Here is a 20,324-nt window from a genome sequence, read left to right as displayed (position 1 = left end):
CTAAATCACTAAAAATGTCTTCGGATCAGAAGGTGCGCAGCGAGCTTTACGCAAAGGTGAATGCGTTACTCCCTGCGGACTCTCGCTACCTCAGGAGGCGGCAAATGAAACAGCAATGTTCTACGGCAAAAGGTCTTTCAAACCGCCGAAATCACATCTCTCGCATTTTTGTGGTGTGCCTCGTCATTCTCCTGCCGTTCCTCGGCCATCCGCGGGCATTCGCGCAGACCAGCTTCGGGTCGATCGTCGGCACCATTAAGGACTCCGCTGGCGCGACCGTAGTCGGTGCCCAAGTCACGTTGACGAACAACGGCACCGGTCAAACGGAAACTGCGAACACAGGCAGTGGAGGCAACTACACCTTCCTCAACCTCAATCCGGGTTCCTATTCAGTCGTCGTCTCGAACCCTGGCTTTAAGGCGTTCAATCTATCGCATGTCGACGTGACCATCGGCGGCACGACGCGTGCCGATGCAGCTCTCTCTCTAGGCGATGTGTCGCAAAGCGTGACGGTTGAGGCGTCGGAAAACACCAGTCTTCAGACGGACAGCTCCTCGTTGGGCGGGGTGGTTGAGGGGAGACAGGTTCTTGAGTCTCCGCTCAACGGTCGGAATGTAAACAACCTTTTGGACTTCGTTCCTGGCGTTGTGCCCGGCGGCGGAACCTCGGGCAATACTATGGCCAACGGAGGCAGCGGTAGCTTCCAGGCGGGTGCACAGACGCAGGCAATCGCATACGGCAACTACCAGATCGGCGGCGGCTTCAGCGGACAAAGCCTATTCTTCGTCGACGGCGTGCTGTCCAACATCCCGGAGAACAACGTCAACTCGCTGGTGCCCACACAGGACGCTGTGCAGGAGTTTCGCGTTTCGACGAATAACGTGACCGCAGAGTTTGGCGGTTTCGCAGGCGGGGTCATTCAAATCTCCACCAAGAGCGGCACGAACGAGTTTCACGGCTCGGCTTATGAGTACTTCCGAAACACGGTGCTTGATGCGAACGACTGGTTCAGCAACCATCAGGGACTTCCGCGGCCGCCGCTGCATCAGAATCAGTTCGGAGCCAACGTCGGTGGCCCGCTCATCAAGAACAAGCTGTTCTTCTTCTTCTCCTACGAGCGCGAGACGCTAACCTCGGGAAGCATCTCTACCTACACGCTTCCAACCGCTGCGCAATTGAGCGGCGACTTCTCGGCTCTGGGAACGAACATCTATAACCCTGCGACCGGCGTGCAGTACTCCTGCAACGGGCGCCTCAATGTTATCTGCGCTCCCGATCCCACCGCAGTAAAGATCCTTCAGCTCGAGGCTCCACTTCCGAACCGTCCGGGACTGACGAACAACTATGTCGCCACTGCGCCAATCTCAGGCGCACAGAACCAGTACAACGCTCGCGTGGATTACAGCCTGGGTAAGGCGGATCAACTCTTCGCGCGGTACACCTTCTGGAATCCGCACAACGGCGACAGTGATCCGTTGGGGACCAAGACTGGCGCGGGGCCGACCGGCAATACGACCACAGAAGCAGTTGTGGGCGACAATCACGTCTTCAATCAGTCAACTATCGCCGACCTCAGGCTCTCCTACCTCGAGAACTACAACTTTCAAGTTCCCCTCTCGAATGGATTCAACCAAAGCGCCATCAACGCAAACTACGGCGCGCTACAGTCGCAGCAGGTCAACAACCAGGGTCTGCTACCAGGCCTCGGTATCCAGAACTATAGTGTGGGAGCTGAGCTCTCGCAGCTCTACTGGCTAAACACCGCATACTCGATCAACGGAAGTCTGACCAAAGTCAAAGGCCGCCACACTATCAAGGTCGGCGGTATTGGACGCCAAATCGAGTGGACTGGCTTCGGCAACAATCAGGGAGTTGGACTGAGTGCGCTCTCGAGCTTTACCGCGAGCCCCTCCGATCCCACCTCTGGAAACGCGCTTGCCTCCTTCCTGGCAGGCGTGCCATCGAGCGTTGGTATTAATGAGGTTGGTGCAACTCGTGCCTTCCTTCACTCCTACGGCTTCTACGGCGTTGATACTTACCAGGCGAGCAATAAGCTAACGCTGAATCTCGGCGTTCGCTGGGAGCAGCCCGGATCCTACTCTGAGGTTAACAACAACGACACCGTCCTGCTCCCCAACCTAGCGACTAGTCTTCCGGCTGTTACAAATCCCGTCACTGGCTCGAGCCAGGCGACGGTCGGCGGTCTCTCCTTCGTTGCAAGCCCGGATTACTCCTCGCGACGTGAGGAGCAGCTCCACTGGAAGCTCTTCTCTCCACGCGTTGGATTCGCCTATCGTCTGGACGATCAAACCGTCGTTCGCAGCGGTTACGGTATCGCCTTTCTCCCGGCCGAAATTACGGCGGACGGACCTGGAGGCAGCCCGATCAACTCAGCCTCGACAAGCCTTGCCAACACACCGGGCACCAGTTACGCCGGAGAGCCTACGGTCGCTAATCCCTTCCCGAACGGGATCAACCTGCCACTCGGACGCAATCCTATGGCCCTCACGCAGCTTCTAGGACAAGGGATCGGATCTCGCATCCCCGATCAACCTTACGGTTACGTACAGCAATTCAACTTCGGCATAGAGCGCGCCTTGAGTAACAAGTCGACCTTCACGCTTGCCTACGCCGGAGCAAAGGGCACCCACCTTGTGCTCTCACAGGGCTTCACCGGGACCGGCATCAATCTCAACCAACTGCCTGATCAGTACGACTCTATTGGCGGCGACCCCGGCTCAGGGACCGGTCTCTTCACCCCAACACCGAACCCATACGCAGGAAGGTTCTCCTCGGGTGGCCAACTGAATCAGCCCACGGTGCTCCAAGGCTACTTGCTGAAGCCGTACCCGCAGTACACGGGAGTCAACCAGAGTGTCCCGCGGTTTGGCGCCTCCACTTACGAGGCGCTGCAGTCAAGTTTCACACAGCGCACCAGCCACGGAGGTCTCATCCAGGTTGCCTACACCTGGGCGAAGCTGCTTAGCAACACGGACAACACCAGCAGCTTCCAAGATGGACAAGGTGGCCAAGGCGTCGTGCAGGACAACTACAACGTCAAGGCGGAAAAGTCGATTAGCCTTCAGGACCTGACCAACAACCTCGTGATCAACTACGGCATAGATCTTCCGTTCGGCCGCGGCCAGATGTATCTCAATCGTGCGAACTCTTTAGTCAACGCGGTCGTCGGCGGATGGCGTGTGAACGGCATCACGACCTTCCACAGCGGACTGCCGGTGCCGTTCTCTACCAACGGAAACTTCCTGAGCCAGTACTTCGGTTCCGGACCTATTCGGCCGAACGTCATTCCCGGTTGCGTCAAAACCGCGACGGGGTCGGCGCAGAACAGAGTCAATTCGTGGTTCAACACCACTCCAAATTCGGAAGGCGGCAAGGGTTGCTTCTACAATCCGGGCCAATTCCAGTTCGGCGATGAACGGCGCGTGGATTCAAACATCCGCTCTGCCGGCGCGGCCAACTTTGACTTCTCCGCAAACAAGAGCTTTCCGATATTCGAGCGCGTGACCGGAAAGTTTAGCGTGGAGACTTTCAATCTTTTCAACCGCGCGCAATTCGCGCCACCGAACAGCAACCTGAACGATCCCGCATTCGGTACCGTCACGAGACAAGTCAATCTGCCGCGTACCTTGCAGTTCGCCATGCGTGTGTCGTTCTAATCTGAAGGCGCACCGAAGGAGTGACCGCCGGTGCGCTTCTGTTTTGCAAACCTATCGTTTCTGCAAAAGCTATTTTTTGCATTCACAAAGTTACGCGAATTGTGAGGGAGTGCTGTTAGTGAAACAACCGTCTGGAAGATTCACGAGCCGTCGTGCTTTTCTGTCATCGGGCGGCCTGGTGACCGCAATGACTCTGTTGCCAGGTAAGCTCGTGGCGGCCTTACCGGCAGGAGGCCCTGAGATGCCCGCAAGCACTCTTGCGGCTGACCCTATGCGCCCCCAGTTTCATCTGCTGCCCGCAAGAAACTGGATGAACGACCCCAATGGCCCGGTATACTTTAACGGGCAGTACCATATGTTTTTTCAGTACAACCCCCAGGGTCCGACGTGGGGCAATATGAGCTGGAATCACGCGGTAAGCAATGACATGCTGCACTGGTCTCATCTTCAGCTTGCACTCACTCCTACTCCCGACGGACCGGACTCCTTTGGAGTCTTCTCCGGATCGGCGCTGCAGGTCGGCAAGCGTGTCTACTTCGTCTACACCGGAACGAAGGTGAGCACAGCCAAGCTCGCGACGATTCGCGACGGCCAGGACAGGATTCAGGAGTCGCAGTGTCTCGCGTGGTCCGACGATCCGCAACTCATCAAGTGGACCAAGAACCCGCAACCGGTTGTGCCGCTTCCCCCCGAGGGCATGAAGATCACCGGCTTTCGCGATCCGTCTGTGTGGAAACAAGGCGACTGGTATTACATGACGATCGGGGCGGGAGTGGCCAAGATCGGTGGATGCGTTCTGCTCTACCGATCGAAGGATCTGAACGCGTGGGAGTACATGCATCCGCTGTCCAGCGGATTGTGGAACGGCAAACCGGCCTCGAATCCATGCGATAGTGGTGAGATGTGGGAGTGCCCCGAGTTCTTCGCGCTCGATGGCGGCCATGTACTGATCTACTCGACCGAAGGCAAGGTCTTCTGGCAATCCGGCGTGCTCGATCAAGTCACGATGAAGTTCCAAAGCTTTAAAACGGGACTGCTCGATCTGGACGCATTCTATGCGCCGAAAACACAGCTTGATGCGCATGGCCGCAGGATCCTATGGGGATGGATCCCCGAGAGGCGGCCGGAGGCTGCAATGCGCGAGGCCGGATGGTCCGGCATGATGAGTCTGGCGCGTGTCATGAATCTCGACAAAGATGGTTCTCTTCGCCTTCGCGTGCTCCCGGAATCGAGGCATTTGCGTGCAGGTGCCGTTCCAAAACAGCAGTCGGCAACGGGAGCTAGGGCGGTGCTCAAGGGCGCCTCCGGAGAGGTGATATGTTCAGGCGTCAAGGGAAAAAGCTTTGAGCTAACCCTGGCGAGCAACTCTGCCGAGCTTCTCCACATCAGCTACTCGAGCGTGGAGCATAGGTTGAATGTGGCGGGACACGAGGTAGCCCTTGAACCGACGGATGAGCCGAGAATTCATATCTTCGTAGACGGCTCAGTGATCGAATCAATCGTAAGCGAACGCGTGGGCTATACTAGTCGCTTCTACTACAGCGCAAAGACCGCACCCGATATTACGGCTAGCGTAAAAGGCGAAGGTCAAATTACCGCATGGAAGATCTCACCGATTACGGGCAATCGTCTTACCACGCCCGCATCCCAGGTGTAGCAATCGGCTTCGAGATCACTTTTGAATCGCTATCTTGAGAAGGCAGCGATCGTAGGAGTGCTGGGCGGCTCCTATTTGGCCTTGACAACGCAGTCATCGCCGACACCACATCGCAACTTACCGAGATCTCTCAACTGAATCCAACCACCTTCGGCCTCGCCGTCTCTATCCATGGGCTTATCCCTATCGTCACATCACGTCATCGCGCGCCGTCGTCTGCAGTCCATCGACGTAGCGGTTGTAGATCGAGAAAACTACGGTAAAGAGTACGGTGTCGTGAGTGCGAAGCGGTGTTGGCGCGCCTCGTCCACGAGTTTCGGAGAAAGGCACAACCAGCGGTGATCGCTGGCATGTCTTTAAGAACTGCACTATGCGGCATGGTTATTTCTCCAACGAAATGCTGGCCGAGGCCAGGCTGATATCAGTTGCGTGATATGGATTGCGGTCGCTTCGGAGGAACACGCTGAGTCCGGCGGCTAGTAACGTGGTGAATGCCAAGCCGACAATGCAGCGCGGTTGATAGGAACCAGCGCGGTCGTAGAAATGTCCCACCACCATGGGGCCGGTTGCGCCTCCAATCGCGTAAGCGGTCCATGTAAGGCCGTAGAGTACAGAGAAGTGTTTCCGCCCAAAGTAGCGTGCCAGCAGGTAGGGTGCGACGTCCGCTTCGCTTCCGAGTCCGATGCCAAGGAGGGCCGCCCCCAGAAGAGCCATGGCCGAGGTGCCCGAGAAGGCAAGGACGAGCGTGCCGGCGGCGGAGAGCAAAAGGATACCGGTCTGGATTCTCTGCGCGGGGAATCGGTCGATCAAGAAGCCTGTAAATAATCGGCCGATGATACCTGCACCGCCCTTTACTGACAGGGCAAGGGCAGCGGCCTGGACGGTGATGCCGTGTTCGGTGAGCATGGCCGCGAGATTTGTTACCAGGCCATTTTCACCGAAGGCCGAGAGCATGATGATGAAGGCAAGTATCCAGAAGGGTGCGGTGCGGAGTGCCGATCCGACGGTCGCGCCGGACATTGGGCTTTCATCCACTCGCTGCGGCACAGACCTGTTGCGTACGAGAAGAGCGGTGACCGGCAAGCTAAGCAACGCAACTCCACCGAGCATAAGATAGGCGTCGCGCCAGCCATGGTGATCAATTACCCATTGCGTAAGCGGAGGGATAAGAATGGACCCTACACCGCTGCCGGTAAGGAGGAGAGCGAGTGCGAGCCCGCGGCGCCGGTTGAACCAGGTAAGAATGGTGCGCGTATAGGCGAATTGGGCGGTGCCGTTGGCAACTAATCCCAGGACGAAGTAAGTCAGGTAGAAACGTTGGATGCTCGGACCGAGTCTACTGAGCGACGCCAACGCTAGCGCGAAGATTACGATTGAGGGCAAAATAATACGGCGCGGCGGAAGACGGTCAAGCAGAACACCGATTCCGGGAGAGACGACGGCTACAGTGATCGCTGCCAAGGCGAAGGTGCCGGAGATGGCTTCGCGCTGCCAGCCGAATGCCGCATGCAGGGGGTTCAGGAACAGGCTGAACGTGTAAGGCACGATGGGAGCGAAGCTCACCATTACTCCGACGAAGGCGGCCATCGCCACTTTCCATCCCTGGTAATTAATGGAACTCTCATCGTCCTGGAGCTTCAAAATAACCTTGTCGCTCAATCGTTGCTCCCGTGTTTTGGCGCTTCGGACGATCCGGGTTCTTCCTGAGGAGCATTTGCGTACATGGAAAGCAGATCCTGCGAGGGCAGCCCAAACGCATTCACAACCCGATTGAAACAGGCGAAGAGCGCCGTGACATGGATGGCTTCCGCAATCTGCAGATCAGTCCGACCAGAGTCGTGTAGTAATTCGATGTCGACGCGAGAAACGCTTTGCGCATCGTCTGTGATCTTTTGCACGAAGCGAAGAAGGGATCCCTGTTGCGAAGTAAACTCCTTGGAATCGACCTCACATTGCATTACTGCTGTAAGCAGTTCCTGCGAGCCACCATTCGTACGGAGAAAGAACCCGTGACTGTCAGCGCAATAAGCACAACTATTCAGAGAGGAGACAAACGTCGCGATCAACTCTTTATGCCGTCGATCGAGTGCGCCGTCTACGAAAAGCATGGATTGTGCGAGACCCATCATGTGCTCCAATAGAGGCGGATGGGTTGCAAAGCACTGCAGAATACCCGGTACGCGTGGCCTGCCGAAGTCGGTGCGAAACCTCATGTAGAGGCGTTCAACCTCTGGTGGGGCGTCATTCTCGTTTACGATCGGTAGGTTTGTCGATTGGATAGGAAGCAACTTATCCAGGGCGAGTTTTTGACCTTCCCGCATGATCATGATTAGAACTCCAATCTTGCGGCAAGCTGAAATGCTCTAGGTCCGCCAGAGCCAAAGAACCCTCCTGCGGTCGTAACTGCGGAGTAGAAGTTCGACTGTACTGTCTGAGCGGGTTGACCGTTTTGCGCCGATTGAAAAGGGCCGATGGAGATGCTTCGTCCTGCATAGTTCTTATTGCTGGTGCCACGGATGTTCGTTTCGTTGAAGATATTGAATGCTTCTCCAATGAGGTTGAGGCTAATTCCTTGAATTTGAATTGCTTCTGCAACCGAAAGTCGAGAGAGCTGAATGGACTGAAGAAGTTGATGTTTCCCGGGACGTGCTGAAGGAGTCCTCCCGCAAGGCAAGGAAACGTAGCGGGACACGCGGGAAGAGCGTTCCACTTATCGATCATAGCGTTCAATTGATTGCTGTTTTTAATCTCGCGACCGAGGGAGTTACGAGAGATGAGAGGGAGGCGAGAGCCGTTTGCGCTGTTAATGGCGGTCCCCGGTAGGAAAGTGTCGGCAGGCACGCCGGACCCGAAGGCGTAGATCGGCGCGAAGGAGATTTGCCAAGGGAACTGCACTTCTCCGTAGAGGGTGATTCGATTCAGCTCATCGGTGACGGCGTATCCCTTCTCGAGTTGGGGCTGGTTGATTCCTTCGACGAGATTGACCTGCTCGTTGGCGTTGCTGTTGGTGAGTTGATCGTCGTCGGAGTAGTCGAGTGTCTTCGATAGGGTATAGCTGATGTTGTATTGATATCCTATGCGGCTTAGGTGCGACTGCCTATGCTGGAGACTAAGGATCAGGCCCTCGTACCAGGACTTTGCCCTGGACTCGATAAGGGTGATGTTGTCGGAGATTCCGCTGAGCGGATCGGTCAAACTGCAGGGCACGTTGTTGCCCGGGCATGAAACGTAGGGAGAGTTTGAACTGGTGCTGCGAAGCAGATGGCCATTCAACTGACGATTTGCGAAGACGTGCAGCCCGTCTGCTGACATAGCCTAGCTGTCGCCAAACTGCTGCTGAAAGCCAAGAGAGAATTGTTGAACCAGAGGATGATGGGAGTCGGGGCCCATGCCGATCATGCCAACTCCGCCTGTCTGATGGGGGCCGCTGAATGGCGCTGCAAGGCTGGGGCTGCCTGTGCCGAAGCTCGCTTGGGGAGCAAAGCATGCATTGAGACTGGGCGGCCCAGGCACAAAGGGGGAGACGCAGTACGATCCGGCGTATTGGGTGACGGTGAGGGCGCGGTCGTTCTGCACGAGTTCTTCGGCGCCACTTTCAAGAATGATGCGGTCGTAGTAGATTCCGTAGCCGCCGCGGACAACTGTTTTGCCCAGGCCGAAGGGATCGTACGCGAAGCCGATGCGAGGACTGAAGTCCTTCATGTCGGGTGACTTTTTAAGGTCGATCACGTTCGCCATCCAGGTGCATGGGTTCGTCGGCACCGTAGTCAAGTTGGGGCAGGGGTCGTGGGCGCTGGAGGTCCCGGTGAGGTTGGAGTCGTACTCCCAGCGCAGGCCAAGGTTGAGAGTCAGCCGGGGCAGGACGCGCCAGTCGTCTTGGGCATAGAACGCAAGGTAACCGTTGAAGACTTTCGGGATCGGCACCGGCGTGACAGGCGCGCTGCTCTTGATTCCGACTGCCTCCGGAATATCAAGATCGTTGATTTTGCCGTCTCCGTTCAAATCAGCAAAGGCGAAGTTGGTCGTAAGGATTACCGTGCCGGTGCCGAAGACGTTGATCTCTCCGTGCGCGGTGTAGTGCTGAAATTCACCGCCGAGCCGGAGAGCATGTTTCCCAAAAGACCAGGAATAAGCATCGCCGAACTGATATCGGTTCAGAAAAGTGGCTTGTGGAAGATTGAAATTTGCTCCATCTGCAATATCAGGAAAGATGAGTTCGTTCGTCAGGTTCAATTGCGGATTCGTAGTGGGCGCACTGGGTGAGTAGGGCGGAATGTCGTTATAGAAGTTGTCGTAGTGGAAGGAAAAGTTGTTGATGCGGGTGGGCGAGAGAACAGTTGTCAGTCCTGCAACGAGCGAGTTGAATCGGTTGAGGGAGTTCTGACGTTCCGCTGACGTGAAGGAGGGTGTGGTCTGGGAGGGTGTGGCCTCGCCGGTATCCGTCGAACGATTGAAGGAATATCGAGCCATCAGAGTGTTCTTCGCACTTAACTGCTGGTCGTATCGAGTCGACCAGAGTGCTTCACGAAGTGGAGAGGGAGCAGAGGTGTTTTGAATTTGAGAGGTCGTGAAGTTACGCGTTCCGGTCTGGAGCGCTGCGTTCTGGTCGCGGTATTCGAAACCCGTGAAGAGCCATGCCTTTTCCTTCCGGATCGGACCACCCAGCGTTGCGCCGTACTGTTCTCTGTCAAATGGCGGCGTGGGAAGGGAACGGTCGAATGTCGCCGGCAGTGCCTGCAGATTGCGATTGCGCTCGTAGAAAAACAATGACCCGTGATATTGGTTCGTTCCAGTCTTTGTGACGATATTGATAATGCTGTTGCCTGATCGCCCGACTTCGGCCGTGAATCTCGCGGTCGCAATCTGAAACTCCTGAATCGAATCCTCAGGGAAGTTAGAGAGTGTTCCTCCGACCACCTCGTCGTTGTTGTCTCCGCCGTCGACAGTAATGTTGCCACCTCTACCGAATCCGCCTGCTGAGCTTACTTCGAGGGTGTTGGTCTTCGTCGGGTCGAAAGTGGGTGCGGGACGGTTTCCTGGCACCAGATAGGCAAGTTCGAGGAAGTTCCTGCCGTTCAGCGGAATACTCGCAATAGTCTGCGATGTGATCTGACCCTGAATCATGGACTGCGTAAGATCAACATCCCGTCTGCTATTGCTGTTGACATCGATCGTGCTCGTCTGAGCAGCAACGCTCAGCGTCGTATCCAGCGTAATGGACTTTCCAGCTTCGATCTGGACGTTACTGTAGCGCACGTCAGCGAATCCTGTGGAGGCGAGTACAACCGTGTAGCTTCCAGGTTCAAGATTCGACAACGTGAAGGAGCCGTCCGCGCCGGTTGCACCTTCTCGTGTGGTGCCTTGCCGCTCATTGGTCGCGGTTATATGCGCACCTTGGATGAGCCTGCCGCTCGGGTCCCTCGTGATCCCGCCGATCGAGCCGCTGGGCAGTTGAGCATGCAACGATGAACCGAAAGCCAGGATGCAAGCGATAGTTCCAACCGGGGAATACAGGCGCATCGGATAGAGCCTCCAAAAAATGTAGAAAACCGGTTTTGCGTACGGCCTGAAGACAAGGAAGGCATACACAAATAATGTGGTTGCGGTTGACGCGAATCCTATAGATCACATGGCAATCTGTCATCCTTCATAAGGTGGAGAACGGACTCCATCTATTTCGGGACGTGATTTATGGCGTATGCTTTTCGCATATAAATTTTGGAGAACTCCTATGCCGCACATTAAATTGCCAGAAGGATTGCAAGGTATACGCAGCGCGATGGCGCTTCGTCCAGAGACCGCCAAGCCTCTCAATGAACTCACGGAGGCTTTGTTGCACACGCCGAACTCTCTCCCGCAGGGAGACCGCGAATTGATCGCGACCTATGTCTCATATCTGAATGACTGTTATTTCTGCCAGACCGTTCATGGTTCTATCGCGGCTGCTTGCCTCAACGACGACCACGAACTGGTGAAGCGTGTGAAGGTTGACTTTCACGGGGCGGACATCTCGGAGAAGCTGAAGGCGCTACTGGTGATCGCAGCGAAGGTGCAGAAGGGCGGTAAGCAGGTATCGGCGAACGACATAGAAGCTGCTCGGGAGCAAGGCGCGACAGATATGGAGATTCACGACACGGTTCTGATTGCAGCAGCCTTCTGCATGTACAACCGGTACGTCGATGGTCTGGATACATGGCAACCGCGCGACGAAGAGCTGTATCGGCAGCGAGGCAAGAAGACCGCGCAGGAAGGGTATGTCTCGATAAGCCGTGGATATCTGCCTGCGAAGGCGCCTGAAGTCGGAGCGCAAAGTTGAGACTGCCGTTGTACCGCCGGGTGAACGATGTCAAAAAAAGCTAGCTTGGACGGCATTAGACGCAGGCCTTACACTCCGAGTCCGGATACTCTCGCACTGTTGCGAGTGTCGGGTAATGCAATCAATGGTGTCGGCGAAACTGCCGTTCGTAGAGCTTCCCCATTCTTCTGGCATCCGCCGAACCAGCATCCGTACGGCGATTTGCAAATTGTTGCCCGGCAGAGCTCGCGGCGTTGTCCCGGTGCAGCGGAGGCCTTTGCCGCTGCGTACAATCACCCAGAGCTCTGTCCCATAGCGGAACAACGAAATGTGGCTCCTGCCGAGCAGCTTACATCTGAGATGAAGGCATTGCGCTCACTCACGAAGCCGATGCAGTCGGCGTTGCAGCGATGGATCCGCTGTATGTCTTCGAGGGTTACACAATCGAAGAGCCGTGGGTCATCGTACTTGCGCTCGCACACAACTACGAGCGCCTTCGGCAGGTTCCTTCGGATGAAACGAACGGGATCGGAGTGAGCGACGTTGGCGATCAATACGCCCGAGGCACACGAGCGTCCTATGCGCTTGCGAACTGGATACGCTCGCAAGGATACGACGCACACGCGTATCCAGGTCCAATGGCTGATGCGTTGCTGCTCGTCCCACCAGCAATCGCATCGGGTCTCGGTGAGCTGGGCAAGCACGGTTCTCTGATCAGTCCACAGTTTGGGGCAGGCGTTCGTCTCGCGGGCGTTACAACCGACATGCCCCTTGTCGCAACAGATCCGATCCGCTTTGGAGCTGATGATTTTTGCCAAAGCTGCCAGGCGTGTACCAGGGCCTGTCCTCCCAGTGCCATCCTGGAACAGAAGCAGATGGTCCGTGGTGTGGAACGCTGGTATGTAGACTTCGACAAGTGCATCCCCTATTTTGCCGAGGCGGCATCCTGCGGAATCTGTATTGCAATCTGCCCATGGACGAAACCAGATGCGCGATCCAAGCTGCTCGCCACAATGGCTAAACGGATTGCTTGATTCAGGAATGGACCTCGCAAGTGAATCCCTATGTCGCGTCCTGCAAGTACATTCTTCTCATCAGCCTTGGTAAAGGTCCTTGTGCTAACAAGGCAACTGTCAATTCGCGAATGGTCGGCAAACTGGAATGTGGCGGTCTTTTCAGTTGGTAATAAATCGCCCAGTCACTCATTTAGCCATGATCGGCAAGCGGAAATCGGATTCCGCCAGGGAAGTTCTTCGGCTAGATCAAAAAAAAAAGTCTGCTTTCATGGTCTCGCTTCGCTCCTCTGAAAAGAGAAATATCCCCACTGGACACCTAAAGAGAAAAGAAAAGCCTAAACAAGCGAGAAGAGAACCTCGGCGGGCCCATCCCTACGCCGCTTGCTCATCCCAGTGTGAGTTGCGCGCGTCGCTGAAAATCTACCTACAGACTTCCCGATCGCTGACACTGCCACGGCCGGATGGCATCACGCTTAGACTACTTTACCGCTACCAATAGTTAAGCGAAAGCACGCAGCAAAGATGGGCCGTTTATTCGGACCAGCGACCCTTCAGCCGTTACTACGCTTCAATATGACTGGTCCGCGGACACAAGCGCCTTTCCTTTCAAAATCTAAAATTGTGACGTCGACTTCCGCGAAGCGTTCCGGCCGCACCACCATCAGCTACAAACGGGCTGGTTCTTACTAAAGAATGGTATTACGCGGCGGGACAAATTATGGCAACGATTAAATTAATGAGAATCTTAGCGCACGATTTCAACCAGACCAGTCTCTTTTTCGTCCCAAGCATTGGCGCCTTCTTGTTTCAGCTTGCCGGTAGCGTCGTCCCACTTGAGAGTTGTAATCTGCCTGTCTCCTTTTTCATAGGCGTAGGTTGTGCCGTCGTCGTTGTAGAGCGTGAACTCTCCATTTGCTCCGGGGTACACTTTTACCTTTGCGATCGCCTGCTGACCATGCGTGCTTTCGACTGGAGCTCCCAACGGTAGGATTGATCCAGCTCTCACAAAAAGCGGAATAGTGTCGATAGGAGCGTTCGCCGTAAGTGTTTGGCCGCCATGCAATCTCTCATTCGTCCAGAAGTTGTACCAGTCAGCACCATCTGGGAGGTAGACTTCGCGGGTGTTGGCTCCTTGCTCAACCACCGGCGCGACGAGCAACGCAGGACCGAACATGTACTCGTCGGTTATATTCGAAATTTTGTTGTCATGTGGAAAGTCCATAAACAGCGCCCGCATGAACGGTGCGCCGGTCTGATGAGTAAACCAGCCTAACGAGTAGATGTAGGGCATGAGCGTGTACCGCAGCTTCAGATACTTCTCAAGGATCGGCTGGGCCTCGGTTCCGTAACTCCAGACCTCGTTGTAGCGTCGAGTACCATGTGTGCGCATGGTTGGGAGAAAGGTTCCATACTCGAACCAGCGTACGTAAAGCTCCGGATAATCATCATATTGCCCCACATTATTGCGCGCGCTTGTGGGATCAATGAGTGGTGTATGAGACGGAGTATGCCTGTAGGGAAGATCTTGCCAACCACCGATATCGTTACCCGCGTAGGCAATGCCAGAGGCTGCGGTATTGAGGCCAGTTGGAATCTGGCGCCGCAGAGTATCCCATGTGGGCGAGATGTCCGACGACCAGAAGATTGTGCCATTTCGCTGGGCTCCGAGATAAGCGTCCCGCGAAAGCGTGAGAGAACGTTGTTGCGGCTTGTCCCGGCGAATGCCGTCATAGATCGCTCCGGTGTGCGATAACGGATACACATTGAAGTACTGTGTCCCTGGACCGATGCTCAGGTAAGCTCCGTCAGGCGGAAGGTCTGGTTCGGTTTCGTCGGCCCAGAAGAAGTCGAAACCTTTTGCAGCAATATTGTCTCGAATCAGGTTCCACCACCAAGTGGCTGCCTCGGGGTTTGTCGTATCGATGTCTGATCCTGCTTTATCGTATGGCATGCCGTCAACTGGCTTGCCCGGTGCCGGCTCGTCGGCGGTCACAGGAAGTCCACTTGCGTAGTGTTCGAACCAGCCTTTGTTGAAGAGGAAGTCGTAATAACGCGACCCTGGCGCAAAACGTGGCCACACGCTAATCATCGACTCGACGTTGTCAGTATGTAGTTGCTTATTCATGGCCACAGGATCGGGCCATGCCTGGACATCGAAGTCATACTGACCCATCTGAGTGTAATAGAACCAGTCCACGACGATGATATCCAAGGGCAGATGGCGTTCGCGATAGCCTTTGGCTACGGCGAGCACTTCTGCCTGCGAGCTATAACGCTGCTTGCACTGAATGAAACCGTATGCCGCCTTTGGCAGCATCGGTGTCGCGCCTGTAAGCAGCCGATAACCCTCATAGATCTCGTCGGTGGTATCTCCCGCGATGACAAAAAACGAAACTCTTCTGCCGAGCGTCGATGTCCATTTTGTTTCGCCGTCAAAGGCTGGATAAATGGTTGTGGACGATGGGTTGTCCCATACGATTCCGTACCCCTTATTTGTGACCAAAAACGGAACACAGTACGATGGAGAAGCAGGGGCGAGATAATTAGCCACACATGTGATAGGGCGTTGCCGGTGGTCGAGGTAGCCTTCTTGATTTTCACCCAGACCGTAGTAATGCTCGTCGTCGGCTGCCCGGAAACTTGCGCCGACGGTGTAAAGTGGCAGGTCCTCCGCCTTTATACCCCGCGCATTCTTGAGAGTGTCGTCTTTTTGGTTCAACTCAGCCATCTGCCAGCCATTCATCTCAGTGAGCGAGGAACCGTCCGGCAATGTGACAGAAATGTCTGTGCCGGGCACAGAGCCTGAAAAGAACTTTGCGGTATCCGGGAGTCTTTCATTTGGACTCCGTTGATGCTCCGGAGCAACTATCACGGTCATTCGCTGACTCTTGTAGACGTCGGCACCATCTCCCCGCAAGGTGTGTATCCAGCCAGTTTGTTCCGGCTTAGCCACGAAGCCATAACCTGGACCAATCGCGGCCTCTCGGGCAATCATGCTCAATGTGACACGTACGATGTTTGGCGCATAGGGCTCGATCGTGATCTTTTGACCGTTTCTCTGGAGTGGCAGTGATTGTCCCAGTGAGATTGCCGGAACAGCTAGGAACAGCAAGGTAGAGAACCAATGATTCATTAGCGCCTCTTGAGTGTGATACCGATCTTTCGACAATACGATACTTCTGCATCGTAAGCAGGCAACCGGATACCATGGCTTCTAGGCAATGCGCGAAACGGTGCGTTGGAAAAGCGGATACAACATATGTGGCTCTCCTGAATCAGGGTTTTAGCGATCAAGCATCGTGTTGAGGCGAAGCCTGTTAACCCGCAAACGCTGCGTTAAAAAGCACGGCAAGTTTGCGTGGCGAACCCGTCTGTTGGCATCGGGAGAAAAGAACGACAGCGGAATTGTCAAGAATTTTATACGTAAACTGTAATGTTTACGCAAACCTGCGTACATGCACAGCAAGACTTCTGTCAAGCTACGATTTGTCAGCCGAAGTTACCCTCAAGAGTTATGTCTCCACGTAGCGTGATGGGGAGACGTATTGGTAGGGGTGTAGCGGGTGTCGAGCGAGGCATTCCATGACGGCAGCTCGGTGATTTTGCTTATTGGATGGCTGCAGTCTGACCCGGGACACAATAAAGCAGGGGTTCCGGTTCGAACCCGTTGACCTTGAATGAGCTGATCACGGAGCAGATGGGGGCACCTTTCCGCTTGCATTAGTTGGGCCAAAAATGTTTGCAAGAGTCATTCCTACTCCTCCTTTCACTTTATTTCTTGTCATTGGCGCGTGAGCGCGAATCGCCGTAGCCGCATCGCAGTTGAGAGAGTGCTTAACGACCATGGCTTCGAACAAGGTCCTCATAGTGTCGAGCAGAGGTCTTGTTGGCTTGACCGTTCCCAATCGCAAACGCAAGAACATATCCCAGAATCAACCTCTCAAATAGACATTTGGATACAATCTTCCGAATGCGTTGATAGAAGATATATTCAATTCATGTCCGGTTGCTATCAGCATCGGTCAAACGATGATTGCGAAAATCGGTTATGGCTAACGCCGTTCTCGCGGGGATTTATGAATATTGAAGCTGTCGCCAGACGCGCCAACGTTTCAACTGCCACAGTTAGTCGGGTAATCAATCGACCAGAACTGGTGCGGGCATCGACGGCTGCGGCGGTTCTGGAAGTCATTCGTGAGTTGAACTTCTACCCCAACCGGAATGCGCGAGCGTTGGGAACTGGCCGCAGCAGCATGTTTGGGCTGATCATTTCCGATATCACCAATCCCTTTTTCCCTGAGTTGGTGAAAGCGTTTGAGACCATTGCGGTAGAACACGGACAGGAGGTGCTGGTCGCGAACACTGATTACAATCCGGTTAGGATGGAGCATTGCCTGAGCCGCATGCTGGAGCGCAAAGTGGACGGGGTCGCCATTATGACCTCCGAGATGGATGAGGCGCTGATAGGGCCTTTCGGCAAACGTGGCATTCCGCTGGTGTTTTTAGATGGCGGGAAGCCGGCGCTTGGAGTCAACACTATCAATGTGGACTACAAGACAGGCATCGGACAGGCGATGAAGCATCTGAGAACGCTAAATCATCGCCGGATCGGATTTATCAGCGGCCCATTGAGGCTGATCTCGGCGCGGAAACGTCTGGACGCATTCATGAAGGGCATGGCAGTCGATAAGCCCCGCATGAAAGAGACATGGATCGAGGAAGGAGATCATCGGATCGAAGGCGGAAAGATTGCGATGAAGCGCATGCTAACTTCTAAGAAGTTGCCGACGGCCGTGATGGCGTCGAACGATCTCACTGCGATCGGGGCGATCGACGAGATCCATGAACAGGGTTTGCGGGTGCCGGAGGATATCTCGGTGATCGGCTTCGACGATATTCACATGAGCGCCTTTACCCATCCTGCTCTGACGACGATCCGCCTGCCCAGAACGGAGATTGCACAGATTGCCTTTCAGGCTCTGTTTGAAAGTTATGATGGGCACCAGATTGAACCGCGTCCGGGAAGAAACCGCGTAATTGAGCCTGTGCTGGTGGTCAGGAAGTCGACGGGACCACCGAAAAAGTAAAGTTGGTTTTGTCTGAGATTTGTAGTACGGCTCAGGGAAGGCTTTGTCACAGGGCGGTTTTTACTGCGGTCCGTGCTTTCGCACGAATATCCCATCCTATCGCGATGGGACTGCGAAAGGATGGGATATTCGGTCTCTGTGGAACTAGCGTTGCGGCAATGGGTGAGTTGGTCAGGCTTGTTCGGGTGAGGCTGCGGAGCACTGAATGTCGACGGTCTGCTCGCCGAGGACTGGGTGAATGGCGCGCAGGCGGAGGCTGCCAGGCTGTTCCTTCGTGCGGATCCAGATGGCTCCCGTGCCTCCAATGAGACTGAAGGGGTTGTCGCCGATGATCTCGCCGGGACCTTCGAGTTCAAGCCGGATGGCATCGTTGGCGAAGGGGCGTACCTGGCCGAATTCATCGTTGACTCGGAGGACGACGCGGGTGGTGTCGGCACCGTCTGCGATCAGTTCATGATCGTCGGGCAACAGCACGAATTGCTGATCGACGCCCTTGCCGGAGTAACGTTTTGAGATGACCTGTTTGCCGCCGATGTAGCCTTCGATGCGGAGGTCTCCCCAGGCGCGCAAGCCTTCGCCGAGCGGGATGGTGAAGGGCGCGTGTTTAAGGGAAGGGAACTGTTTGCGGTCGGGATCGCCTTCGCCGACGAGGCGTTCGCCTTTGGAGTCTTCGACGAAGAGCTTGAGGTGGTCGCAGTTGGAGGAGATCATGGCGGTGGTGAAGCCGATCGATTCGTCGTTGCGAGCCCAGTGGAAGGCGGGTTCGAGCACGATCTCTTCGGCGGGTTCGCACATCGATTTATAGAAGCCTGCGGCGGACTTCGGTGTGCGGAAGATGTCCATGACGCCGTGGTAGCAGATGCGGTCGCCGGAACCGAAGTTGTTATGCGTGTTGTAGTCGAAGGCGCACCAGCCGATGCCGCCTGAGTATTGGGGGTTGGAGGCGAGAGTGTCGTGGACGCGAGCGTGGCGGACGACGAACTCCTGCAGACGCTCCTTGCTGTCGATGGTTTTGGTGGGAAAGGTGTGGCCGACGAACTCGGTGTTGAGGTAGAGGGGATGGTTTGGGGCCTTCAGTGGCCAGCCGAAGTCGTTCATGGTGAAGACATCTTCGAGGAATTCGGACTCCTGGAAGTAACGGATGCCGCCGGTCTGGCGCAGCTCGTCGAGCGCGTGCGCAAGGGCGTTGGTGCGGGTGTAGAAGTCGTGGTTGTCGCGTGACTCGTTGATGCGGACGCCCCAGAGGATGATGGACGGGTGGTTCCAGTCGCGGCGGATCATGCGGCGAACATTATCGACCGCGATATCCTGCCAGGGCTTATCGCCAATGTGCTGCCAGCCGGGAATCTCTTCGAGGACGAGCAGGCCGATCTCGTCGCAGGCGTCCAGGAAGTACCGGGACTGCGGATAGTGTGAGGTGCGGACGATGTTGCAGCGAAGATCGTGCCGGAGGATCTTTGCGTCTTGTCGTTGGACGCGTGCGGGCATCGCCTGGCCGACGAAGGGGAATGTCTGGTGGCGATCGAGGCCGTGGAGCTTGACGATCTTTCCGTTGAGCGAGAAGCCTTGCGGGGTGAACGTCGCCTCACGGAAGCCGATGCGGCGTGCGTCTTCGTCGATGACTTTGCCGTTTTCGAGAAGTTGGACGTGAACCGTGTAGAGGTGCGGAGTTTCGAGATCCCAGAGGTTGAGCTTGCCTAGCTTATCGAGAGTAAGCGTGTAGGAGCCGGGGACCGGGGAGGTGGGCGGAAGAGCGCCGAGCGCCTGGTCGGCATCGGCTTCATGGTGTTCGATTGGCGACGGTTCGGAGATCTTTTGTGTGGCGATGGCGATGACCTTGTCCTCGTGCTCGCGACGGAGTTCGGCGCGGATCGAAAGTGCTCCGAGACGGGAGTCGGGGGCGCGATCCAGGAAGCATTCGACCTCAACGGTGGGGGCGGCACTGAGCACATTCTTTGGACGAGCGTAGATGTTTTCAAGGAAGGTCTGGGGGACGACGCGGAGTGATACCTCACGATAGATGCCACCGAAGGTGAGGTAGTCGACCTCGTTGCCGAAAGGGGGGATGTCGGCGCGCTCGGTGGAGTCGACGTCGACGGAGAGGAGGTTTTTGCCGGAAGGGTCAAGATGCTGGGTGAGTTCGAAGGAGAAGGGCGTATATCCTCCGCGGTACTCGCCGAGCTTCGTGCCGTTGAGATAGACGGTCGATGCGGTCATGACGCCTTCGAAGTCAACAAAGACGCGCCTTCCGCGTGCGGCGGCAGGGACGTTAAGGGGTCGACGGTAGAGGGAGATGAACTCGTAGGTCTTGTCGTCAAAGCTGTGCCAGGGCAGACGAACGTTGGTGTGCGGGACGACGACCCGGGTAAAGCTGGAATCGTCGAACCCGGGGGAATGGCCCTCGCTCGATGTCTTGGGGCTGTAGCGCCAGCCGCGATTGATGGGCAGGATCATGCGGCTGCCAGGAGTGGTGACGGGGGCGATCGCATGGCTGGTGGCGGCGGGGGCTATGGCACCGGCTGCAAGGACTGTTCCGGTGGAGGTGAGAAAGTTTCTGCGGTTCATACTGTCGGGTCCGTTCTATGAGTTAGA

At 55.8% G+C, this 20,324-nt stretch carries 9 protein-coding genes and 1 pseudogene; 5 read left to right on the top strand and 5 right to left on the bottom strand.

The window, feature by feature from the left end:
- The first annotated feature begins 104 nt into the window (after window positions 1-104).
- Both HDF08_RS11260 and HDF08_RS11255 read left to right on the top strand, forming a co-directional pair.
- Window positions 105-3,677, top strand: a complete 3,573-nt coding sequence (locus HDF08_RS11260) for a TonB-dependent receptor (protein WP_179638550.1) — start codon at window positions 105-107, stop codon at window positions 3,675-3,677.
- A gap of 241 nt (window positions 3,678-3,918) precedes the next feature.
- On the top strand, window positions 3,919-5,334 hold the full coding sequence (locus HDF08_RS11255; RefSeq protein ID WP_179638549.1) for a glycoside hydrolase family 32 protein: 1,416 nt from the start codon (window positions 3,919-3,921) through the stop codon (window positions 5,332-5,334).
- 381 nt (window positions 5,335-5,715) lie between these two features.
- Here the strand turns inward: HDF08_RS11255 and HDF08_RS11250 are convergent, their stop codons facing one another.
- The 3 genes and pseudogenes from HDF08_RS11250 to HDF08_RS11235 form a co-directional block, all read right to left on the bottom strand.
- Complete coding sequence (locus HDF08_RS11250; protein ID WP_257030979.1) at window positions 5,716-6,993, bottom strand: MFS transporter; 1,278 nt, start codon at window positions 6,991-6,993, stop codon at window positions 5,716-5,718.
- Window positions 6,990-7,661, bottom strand: a complete 672-nt coding sequence (locus HDF08_RS11245; protein ID WP_179638548.1) for a carboxymuconolactone decarboxylase family protein — start codon at window positions 7,659-7,661, stop codon at window positions 6,990-6,992. The genes HDF08_RS11250 and HDF08_RS11245 overlap by 4 nt, the downstream gene beginning before the upstream one ends.
- Window positions 7,624-10,854: pseudogene (locus tag HDF08_RS11235) on the bottom strand (TonB-dependent receptor). The gene HDF08_RS11245 and the pseudogene HDF08_RS11235 overlap by 38 nt, the downstream one beginning before the upstream one ends.
- A 211-nt stretch (window positions 10,855-11,065) precedes the next feature.
- Here HDF08_RS11235 and HDF08_RS11230 point away from each other — a divergent pair.
- Both HDF08_RS11230 and HDF08_RS21690 read left to right on the top strand, forming a co-directional pair.
- Window positions 11,066-11,650 (top strand): carboxymuconolactone decarboxylase family protein, encoded by a 585-nt coding sequence (locus HDF08_RS11230; RefSeq protein WP_179638545.1) that lies wholly within the window; start codon window positions 11,066-11,068, stop codon window positions 11,648-11,650.
- Window positions 11,651-12,039: 389 nt separating this feature from the next.
- Window positions 12,040-12,663: a 4Fe-4S dicluster domain-containing protein gene (locus HDF08_RS21690; RefSeq protein WP_257030978.1), complete on the top strand. Its 624-nt coding sequence runs from the start codon at window positions 12,040-12,042 to the stop codon at window positions 12,661-12,663.
- A gap of 727 nt (window positions 12,664-13,390) precedes the next feature.
- On the opposite strand, the gene HDF08_RS11220 is transcribed toward HDF08_RS21690, so the two are convergent.
- Entirely contained in the window at window positions 13,391-15,778 is a 2,388-nt protein-coding gene (locus HDF08_RS11220; protein ID WP_179638544.1) for a glycoside hydrolase family 31 protein, read from the bottom strand.
- Between the two features lie 943 nt (window positions 15,779-16,721).
- Here HDF08_RS11220 and HDF08_RS11215 point away from each other — a divergent pair.
- Window positions 16,722-17,732 (top strand): LacI family DNA-binding transcriptional regulator, encoded by a 1,011-nt coding sequence (locus HDF08_RS11215; RefSeq protein WP_179638543.1) that lies wholly within the window; start codon window positions 16,722-16,724, stop codon window positions 17,730-17,732.
- 171 nt (window positions 17,733-17,903) lie between these two features.
- Here the strand turns inward: HDF08_RS11215 and HDF08_RS11210 are convergent, their stop codons facing one another.
- On the bottom strand, window positions 17,904-20,297 hold the full coding sequence (locus tag HDF08_RS11210) for a glycoside hydrolase family 2 protein (protein WP_179638542.1): 2,394 nt from the start codon (window positions 20,295-20,297) through the stop codon (window positions 17,904-17,906).
- Window positions 20,298-20,324 lie beyond the last annotated feature (27 nt).

This window comes from Tunturiibacter empetritectus (genome assembly GCF_013410875.1).
Taxonomy (GTDB): domain Bacteria; phylum Acidobacteriota; class Terriglobia; order Terriglobales; family Acidobacteriaceae; genus Edaphobacter; species Edaphobacter empetritectus.
Note: the sequence above shows the minus strand (reverse complement) of the source record. Positions and strands in the feature narration are given on the sequence as shown.

Excerpts from the sequence above, each read along its gene's own strand:
- HDF08_RS11230 (WP_179638545.1), top strand. The coding sequence starts at position 11,066 with ATGCCGCACATTAAATTGCCAGAAGGATTGCAAGGTATACGCAGCGCG.
- HDF08_RS11215 (WP_179638543.1), top strand. The coding sequence starts at position 16,722 with ATGAATATTGAAGCTGTCGCCAGACGCGCCAACGTTTCAACTGCCACA.
- HDF08_RS11220 (WP_179638544.1), bottom strand. The coding sequence starts at position 15,778 with ATGAATCATTGGTTCTCTACCTTGCTGTTCCTAGCTGTTCCGGCAATC.
- HDF08_RS11260 (WP_179638550.1), top strand. The coding sequence starts at position 105 with ATGAAACAGCAATGTTCTACGGCAAAAGGTCTTTCAAACCGCCGAAAT.
- HDF08_RS11245 (WP_179638548.1), bottom strand. The coding sequence starts at position 7,661 with ATGATCATGCGGGAAGGTCAAAAACTCGCCCTGGATAAGTTGCTTCCT.
- HDF08_RS21690 (WP_257030978.1), top strand. The coding sequence starts at position 12,040 with ATGGATCCGCTGTATGTCTTCGAGGGTTACACAATCGAAGAGCCGTGG.
- HDF08_RS11255 (WP_179638549.1), top strand. The coding sequence starts at position 3,919 with ATGCCCGCAAGCACTCTTGCGGCTGACCCTATGCGCCCCCAGTTTCAT.
- HDF08_RS11210 (WP_179638542.1), bottom strand. The coding sequence starts at position 20,297 with ATGAACCGCAGAAACTTTCTCACCTCCACCGGAACAGTCCTTGCAGCC.